The organism is Nostoc sp. 2RC, assembly GCF_014222165.1.
Taxonomy (GTDB): Bacteria; Cyanobacteriota; Cyanobacteriia; order Cyanobacteriales; family Nostocaceae; genus Nostoc; species Nostoc linckia.
Genome location: NZ_JACKZU010000395.1, coordinates 1 through 7,372 on the forward strand (window position 1 = coordinate 1; position 7,372 = coordinate 7,372).

General features: G+C 43.1%; 4 protein-coding genes. 1 reads left to right on the top strand and 3 read right to left on the bottom strand.

The window, feature by feature from the left end; genetic code table 11:
• Nucleotides 1-392: 392 nt before the first annotated feature.
• Together GNE10_RS29600 and GNE10_RS29605 are read right to left on the bottom strand one after the other, a co-directional pair.
• Nucleotides 393-3,671, bottom strand: coding sequence for an efflux RND transporter permease subunit (locus GNE10_RS29600; protein WP_185569298.1), 3,279 nt, complete (start codon nt 3,669-3,671; stop codon nt 393-395).
• Between the two features lie 68 nt (nt 3,672-3,739).
• Nucleotides 3,740-5,221: an efflux RND transporter periplasmic adaptor subunit gene (locus tag GNE10_RS29605; RefSeq protein ID WP_397326644.1), complete on the bottom strand. Its 1,482-nt coding sequence runs from the start codon at nt 5,219-5,221 to the stop codon at nt 3,740-3,742.
• Nucleotides 5,222-6,251: 1,030 nt separating this feature from the next.
• Here GNE10_RS29605 and GNE10_RS29610 point away from each other — a divergent pair.
• Nucleotides 6,252-6,560 (top strand): RNA-binding protein, encoded by a 309-nt coding sequence (locus GNE10_RS29610; RefSeq protein ID WP_099069682.1) that lies wholly within the window; start codon nt 6,252-6,254, stop codon nt 6,558-6,560.
• A gap of 428 nt (nt 6,561-6,988) precedes the next feature.
• Here the strand turns inward: GNE10_RS29610 and GNE10_RS29615 are convergent, their stop codons facing one another.
• On the bottom strand, nt 6,989-7,204 hold the full coding sequence (locus GNE10_RS29615; RefSeq protein WP_099069681.1) for a DUF2839 domain-containing protein: 216 nt from the start codon (nt 7,202-7,204) through the stop codon (nt 6,989-6,991).
• Nucleotides 7,205-7,372: the final 168 nt, after the last annotated feature.

Genomic DNA, 7,372 nt, shown 5'->3' on the forward strand with positions numbered 1-7,372 from the left:
GGGCATGGGGCATGGGGCATTGGGCATTGGGCATTGGGGAGGCAGGCTTGTTGTACTAGTCCAATAAAGAATGTGCCAACGAAAAAAATCTCGTTGGCACATCAGGTTAATTTAAATTTCAGCACTTGGGGGTGAAAAAAATCTACAGCAGATTAAAAAAGCGTGAATTTAAATCTCAAACGTAAATAGAGAAACTATTGTGACTCCTGAATTCTCTGAGCGCAGCAAGGCGTAGCCCATTCTGACTCCTGCTGTAATTTTTAAATTTTTTAGGACTTACGCAAACTATCTCTCAAACTCTCATTTCTCCGTGACCTCTGCGCCTCTGTGGTAGCCTGCGGCAAGCCGCTCCGCGTCTACGATTTTCCGTTAGCTGTGCGTAAGTCCTGTTTTTAATGCCTATCAGCGATGGAAATAAGTTTTTTCTTAAATCCACGCAACAGGATTGACACTGGCTTCGTCCAATTTCCACCAAACAAATCGTGCAACAGAGTATAAAAACAAGGGATGATAAACAACGTCAGCATTGTTGCTAAAGACAAGCCAGAGAATACCACCACACCCAATGGTTGTAAAAATTCGGAGCCTTCTCCAATTCCTAATGCTAGGGGAAACATACCTAAAACAGTGGTGATAGTTGTCATTAATACTGGTCGCAGGCGTTGAGGAGCAGCTTTTAAAATTGCGGTTTTGCGGTCAACTTTTTCTCGTTCTAGAATTTGATTCGCCAATTCCACCATGATGATGGCGTTGTTAACTACAATACCCACAAGCAAAACTGCACCGACAATCACCGTCGCACCAATGGCAGTTTGGGTAATATAAAGACCAAAAATACCCCCAGCTAATGCCAAAGGAATTGTAAACATAATGACCAAGGGATCGATCAAAGAATTATATTGTACTGCCATAACCACAAAGACTAAAAAGGTTGCTAATCCACCTAATAGTTGCAATGAGCTTTGCAGTTGCTGGTTAGATTCTGCTGCCGAACTGGGCAAAATACTAATGCCCTCAGGTAAATCTATACTTTTTAATATTGTATCTACCTGTTGTAGTGCGTTACTGAGGCTAGCTCCCTCAGTCAAGTTACCAGCAATCAACAAAACCTGGCGTTGATTAATTCGCTGAACTTCTCCCGGAGCTTGAGCTTCTGTAATTCTAGCAACATCACTCAAGCGGACTTGGCGATTATTTTCTACGAACAAAGGCAACCTCTCTAGTTGAGAAGGTGTTTGCACTGACTCTTCATTCAACTTTACTCGCACATCTACTAAACGGTTGCCGCGTTGGATTTGAGTTGGAATGCTACCTTCGATGGCAGTTTGAATTGTTTGCCCAATATCTGTAGTAGTTAATCCCAAAGCTGAAACCCTCTCCCAGTCAGGAATAATCTGAATTTCTGGTTGGCGTTCGTCAGCATCGGGACGGAATCTCACTAGAGTAGCTTGTTCTTCTAGGGCTGCTAGTATCTGACGACCAGCTTCTTCTAAAAGATTTACATTATTTCCCTGAACTATCACATCAACATCAGCACCACGTACAGGAGAGTTGTTGAGAATCAAGCCCCGCACTTGTCCGGGGGAAAGACGCAGGCGAATTCCTGCTAAATTGAGTTTGTTAAATTGTTGGGTAACTCTTTCTACATAGGCTTCTACATCAGTACCTGATTTGAGGGTAATATTGGCGGTACTACGTAGAGGGTTGGCATTGGTGTTTGTACCAAACAAACTACCACCAGATGTGGAGAAAATATATTCTGTTTCCGGCTGATTGCGGATAATTTCATCCACCGCAGCCATGACTTTGCGGTTAGTTTCTAGAGGTGTACCGGGAGGAAACTGAGCATTTAAGTTAGCTTGTCCGGTGTTGATGCGGGGAAGAATTTCTTGGGGAATTTGGGGAGCCATCCACAAACTACCACCACCAAAAACTAGAATAGCGATCGCTACTGTTACTAGTCGCCAGCGTAATATCCCGGCTAAAAAATTGCCGTATCCTCTTGTGGAGGCATCAAAACGTTTATTAAACTCCCGTAAAAACCAAAATTTGCTCAAACCGCTGGAAAATTGCCATGCTAACATCCGGGAAGCCAACATCGGCACAACAGTAACAGCAATCAAAATTGAAGCCGCCACAGAAAAACTAATGGTGAGAATTAACTCATTGAACAGTAGGGCGATAAACCCACCAATGAGCAAAAATGGCAATACCGCCACCAAGTTCGTACTAGTGGAAGCAATTAAAGCTGATTCTACTTCTTGACCACTTTGTTCTGCTTGAGCAATTAGTTGACCTGAATTCAAGCGGGTTTTGTTATCCTTACCGGGAGTCATCCCAGCACCCTCGGCGATGTTCTCCAACATAACGATGGAGTTATCGACGACAATTCCCACACCCAGCGCCAAACCACCCAAACTAAAAACGTTGAGAGATAAACCAAATAGCCCCATTAAAATGATGGCAGCTAGGGTTGCTAAGGGAATAGCTAGAACGATGATGAAAGTTTGCCGCACAGATCCGAGAAATAAAAGCACGGCGATCGCTGCTAGTATTGTCCCAAGCAACCCAGAACTAGTAACGTTGGAGATAGAATTGCGGATAAACCGCGACTCGTCCAAGGTTGGTGTAATAACCGTTCCTTCAGGAATTACACCAGATTGTCGCAGTTCTTCCAAGCGCTTTTTCACACCCTCGACAACGTTGATGGTATTGGCATCCGGCTGTTTTTGGATACTGACTTTGACAGCTTCTTGCCCATTGAGCAAGACAAAAATCCGTTGTTGTTCGGAGCCATCAATGACTTGAGCGAAGTCGCGCAAATAGACACGACGGTTTGGAGTAGCGGTAGATGGCGAAGATAAGGTAGATGAAGAAGAAGTAGATGAAGGAGCAGGAGAAGAGACTTCAAAAGAAAGATTGCTAATTTCACTGGCATTTTGGAAACGCCCAACGGTACGGGTTAATGGCTCAGAATTCGGCCCCAAAATTCGACCCCCAGAGATATCTACGTTGCGGTCTCTGAGTTGATCGAGGACATCAGTTAAACCTACACCCAAAGCTTGCAACCGATTGAGATCGATATTAACCCTGACTTCTTCTTGAACTCCTCCCGATACGTCTACCCCTGCGACTCCTGGTACAACACCTAGTTCGCGGACTAGTTCTTCTTCGGCAAAAACCCGTAACTCAACGCCTTTTAAGGACGGTGAAGTTAATGCTAATTCGTAAACTGGTAACTGCGAAGGATCGACTTTGAATAAGCGTGGTTCTTCAATGGTGTCCGGTAATGTGCTTCTAGCTCTATTAAAGGCAGCTGTGGCATCGTTTAAGGCTTGGTCAATATTACCTCCTGGTTGAAAGTACAAATCCAAATTCACCTGTCCCTCACGAGTTTGGGAAAAAATCTGGATTACCCCTTCAGTGGCAGTAAAAGCTTCTTCTAAGGGCTTGGTTACTTCATCAACCGCTACCTCTGGAGAAATTCCAGGTGCTTGTAAACGCACGCCAATCCGGGGATAGGTAATTGATGGTAGCAAATCTACGGGTAATTTGACGACAAAAAATACACCCATTACTATTACTGCTAGGGTAAGCATGAGTGTACCAATATGTTGGCGGATTGATATGGCGCTGATACTAAATCCGCCACCATTCTTTACTTGCTGCATGACTGTGGCCTCGCTTCAATTAAAAATACAAAATTAAAACTCCAAATGTGATTTGGAGTTTTGAATTTTTATTTTGAATTCCCCGTAGGGGTTGACTCTGTTGTTTCGGAAAGAATCGATAAACGTACAGCGTCTCCATCTTTTAAAGGTTGACCACTGCGAACAATATAGCGTTCTCCTGGTTGCAAGCCAGATAAAATTTCCACTTTACTATCAGCTCTTTTTCCTAAGGTGACAGTACGCGCTGTTACTTTTGCTTTGCCTTCTGCATCGCTGAGAACAAACAAAGTTCCAGTTTGATTTTGTGTGTTGGCGGTGTTGCTTTTCTGTTGAAGAGCTTGTTTCTGAATTGCTGTTTGCGGCACCACTACCCTTTGTGTTGTCTGGGTTTCAAAATTCACTCGCGCCAGTAATCCACTGCCAATTTTGCTATCACTGTTGGGAATTACTACTTCTACAGGTATCAAGCGAGCTGTGGCATCGGCAGCTGGGGAAATCCGCGTTACTCTACCAATTAATGTTTCATTGGGAAAAGCATCTAAACGGACTTTTACAGATTGTCCGACTTGAATTTTTGCCAGTTCTAATTCGGAAACTTGCACCACGACTTTTACGCGGTTAAAGTCCCCAATTTTAAAGACTTCACTACCTGCTTGCAGAAGATTGCCTGGTTCTGTAACTTTTTCTGTAACTACACCAGTGATGGGAGATATCAGCCGAGCGTAAGATCTACGTTCTTTGGTTTCTGCAACCAAGGCCTGTTGGGCTAGGACTCTGCCTTGAGCAGCAGCGACGGCTTGCTGTTCTGTACGCACTTGCTCTTGAGCCGCCCGCAATGCCTGGGCAGCCGTTTGCGCCTGGGTACGCGCCTGTTCCGCAGCTTGTTGAGCGATCGCTCCGGCTTGGAATAGTTTCTGTTGGCGTTGCGAGTCTGCCTGGGCTTGCACCACTTCTAGTCTGGCTCGTTCTACATCAGCGCGGGCATTACTTACTTGAGTACTTGCCCTGACTACTTCTGATTTTAAGGCTGCAAGTTCGGCTTCTGCTTGTTTGTAGGCTGTTAGTAACAGGGCATCATCTAATTGCCCCACAGTCTGACCTCTAGTAACTGTATCGCCTACATCTAAATTCAAAGATAATAACCTGGCTTCCACTTGCGATCGCAATGACACAATGCGAAAGGGTGTTGTGTTACCTGTATATTCTGGTTGTGTTTGTAATAAGTCTGTTCGAGCGATGGCCACATCTACAGGTGTTGCACCATTACCCCGTCCCCGCGCACCAGGACTCTGAGATTGTGCCTCGGCTGATTCCTTAGGCAGCGATCCACAGCTAACTGTTAGTAGTCCTATACCTACTAAACATGGAATTAATAAAGTTTTCCAAGGAGGAGAGGTAAAAAAATATTTTTTCCCCTTCCTATTTTTTGCCACAAGTTTGCTTTTGACATCTGCGTTGGCACAGCCCACTACAGACATGGCTACCTCAGTTTTTGCAACTGAATCTAACTCGATATTAATTAGCTGGGTATTGGTTACGGAATCTGTCATTTTCACCTGTTTGTGCGGCTTATTTATGTCCAAAATCATTTAGTTTTCTCCTATGGGGAGGCTTTGGGATTAAACAGCCGTGTTTTCCCAAGTAATTCTGAGAGATATTTCTAATAAAAAACGGCGAGAACGAATAAGCTGTCCAACAGTAATTTTCTATAAACTGAAAACTACTGTTTTCCCATAAAAGTCCCGAAATTCTCACCGCTCTACTTCTTATAAAGAGGTAGACAATCTTCTTGCAGCTAATCAATTATAAACTTAGTATAAATATTTTTCAGTTTTCTGTAATCTACCCATAGGAGAAAACTGGCTTTACCATAAGACACGAAACTTTTTTTCCCATGCTGAAACATGGCGGTATTAAATTTTCCTTATTTCTAGATAATAGCTTTATTCTACTAAAAATACTAGTATTTTTAGTAGAATGTCAACTGTATCCAGATCGCAAAAGTAAACATTTACTTGTTGGGCAGCGGCAGTATTGACTATGGACTGTTAACTGAGATGTTATTATTTAGGGGCTTGCAAGTAAAAAATATTTCATTGATATTGTTGACTGTTGACGGTTCACAATTAACAGTCAACTGTCAACACTCAACGCTTTAACCGGAATAATTTATTTTTTGGAGTTTTCTTACCCCCTACTGGGTGAACGAAATTTTGTGTGGGATTTCTAGCTAAGTATCCAAAAAATTACCCTCCACACTTCCCACACTTCCCATACTTCCCACACCTCCCACACTCCCCACACTTCCCACACCTCCCACACTCCCCACACCTTTTTTCGCTCACCCCCCCCTACTCCTCTGTCTTTACACGGTTGCTGAGGCAGTTAACATAAATTTTTCTAAAAATTTTCAACCTTTTCACCGGAAAGTTGACTATATGTGTCATCATGGTGAGTGAAATGAGAATTAATTCGGCGACAGTGTTTGTTCTTAGTATTGACAGGCTTTTTCCTTGTGGTATTACAGACTTCTCTCCGAAATCTAAATCTCTGCATACTCTATGATTTTGGAGATCTTTCATGTCAATTTACGTAGGTAACCTCTCTTATGAAGTTACACGAGAAGCATTGAGCGCTGTTTTTGCAGAATATGGTTCTGTAAAGCGGGTTCAGTTGCCTACAGACCGCGAAACAGGTCGTTTGCGGGGCTTTGGTTTTGTGGAAATGAGTTCAGATGCTGAAGAAGCAGCTGCCATTGAAGCTCTTGATGGTGCTGAATGGCTGGGTCGTGACTTAAAAGTAAATAAAGCCAAACCCAGAGAAGACAGAGGTGGTTCTTTTGGTGGTGGAAACCGTGGCGGTGGTGGTTACAACCGCAATCGTTACTAAAGTAATTACACACCAGTAATACTGTTTCACTTTAATGCTGATATATTGAGGCAAGCTCCATAAGTTCTTGAGCAGAGGAGCAAAAGAAAAAATGATTTGTGTCATTCATTTGCCGAAATAGTATTAAAACGAACACTAGTATCAGCTTAAATCTGTTGCTCAATTTTAGATAATCAGTACAAGTTAGTTCAATCTAGAAAAGGCTCAAGCAGCAATGCTTGGGCTTTTTGTATGAAAAATATAGCAACTGAAAATTTTACGATGAGGGGTTGCCACAGGCAAATATTGCAAACTCGATCCCTTACAATCAGCGATATTATGGGAACTTGTTTGTTTTAGTTTAACTTTTGAGTGCAGCAATGTTAGAACAAAACTTTCAAGAGGCGATCGCATTAATTTTAGCCAGTGTTAGAAACACTCAATCATTATCAAGCAACTACTTGCCACCAACCAAAAGCAGGGCCGATAAAACGGATGGTTAACCATGCTGTAACCATAATACCGATGCCTATCCAAGCACCACGAGTAGTCCAACTTACAAATAATTCCGCTTGACTTTTGCTGATGGGAACCCAAGGCAAGATGCGAGTTTCTTGACCGTATGTTTCCCCTAGTGCGGTTTTCCGACGTTTTGCTTCACCCATAATTAGGAATTGAAATCAACTTCAGCTCTAATTTTATCTTGCCAGGAATTGTCGTCATAGACAATTAAGGTATTGGGTATGGGGCATGGGGCATGGGGGATATGTAGCTTCTCTTTCAGAGACACTAGCGCGAACCCGGAGGGTAGGAGATGGGGAGATGGGGGAGAT

Excerpts from the sequence above, each read along its gene's own strand:
- GNE10_RS29605 (WP_397326644.1), bottom strand. The coding sequence starts at position 5,221 with ATGACAGATTCCGTAACCAATACCCAGCTAATTAATATCGAGTTAGAT.
- GNE10_RS29600 (WP_185569298.1), bottom strand. The coding sequence starts at position 3,671 with ATGCAGCAAGTAAAGAATGGTGGCGGATTTAGTATCAGCGCCATATCA.
- GNE10_RS29610 (WP_099069682.1), top strand. The coding sequence starts at position 6,252 with ATGTCAATTTACGTAGGTAACCTCTCTTATGAAGTTACACGAGAAGCA.
- GNE10_RS29615 (WP_099069681.1), bottom strand. The coding sequence starts at position 7,204 with ATGGGTGAAGCAAAACGTCGGAAAACCGCACTAGGGGAAACATACGGT.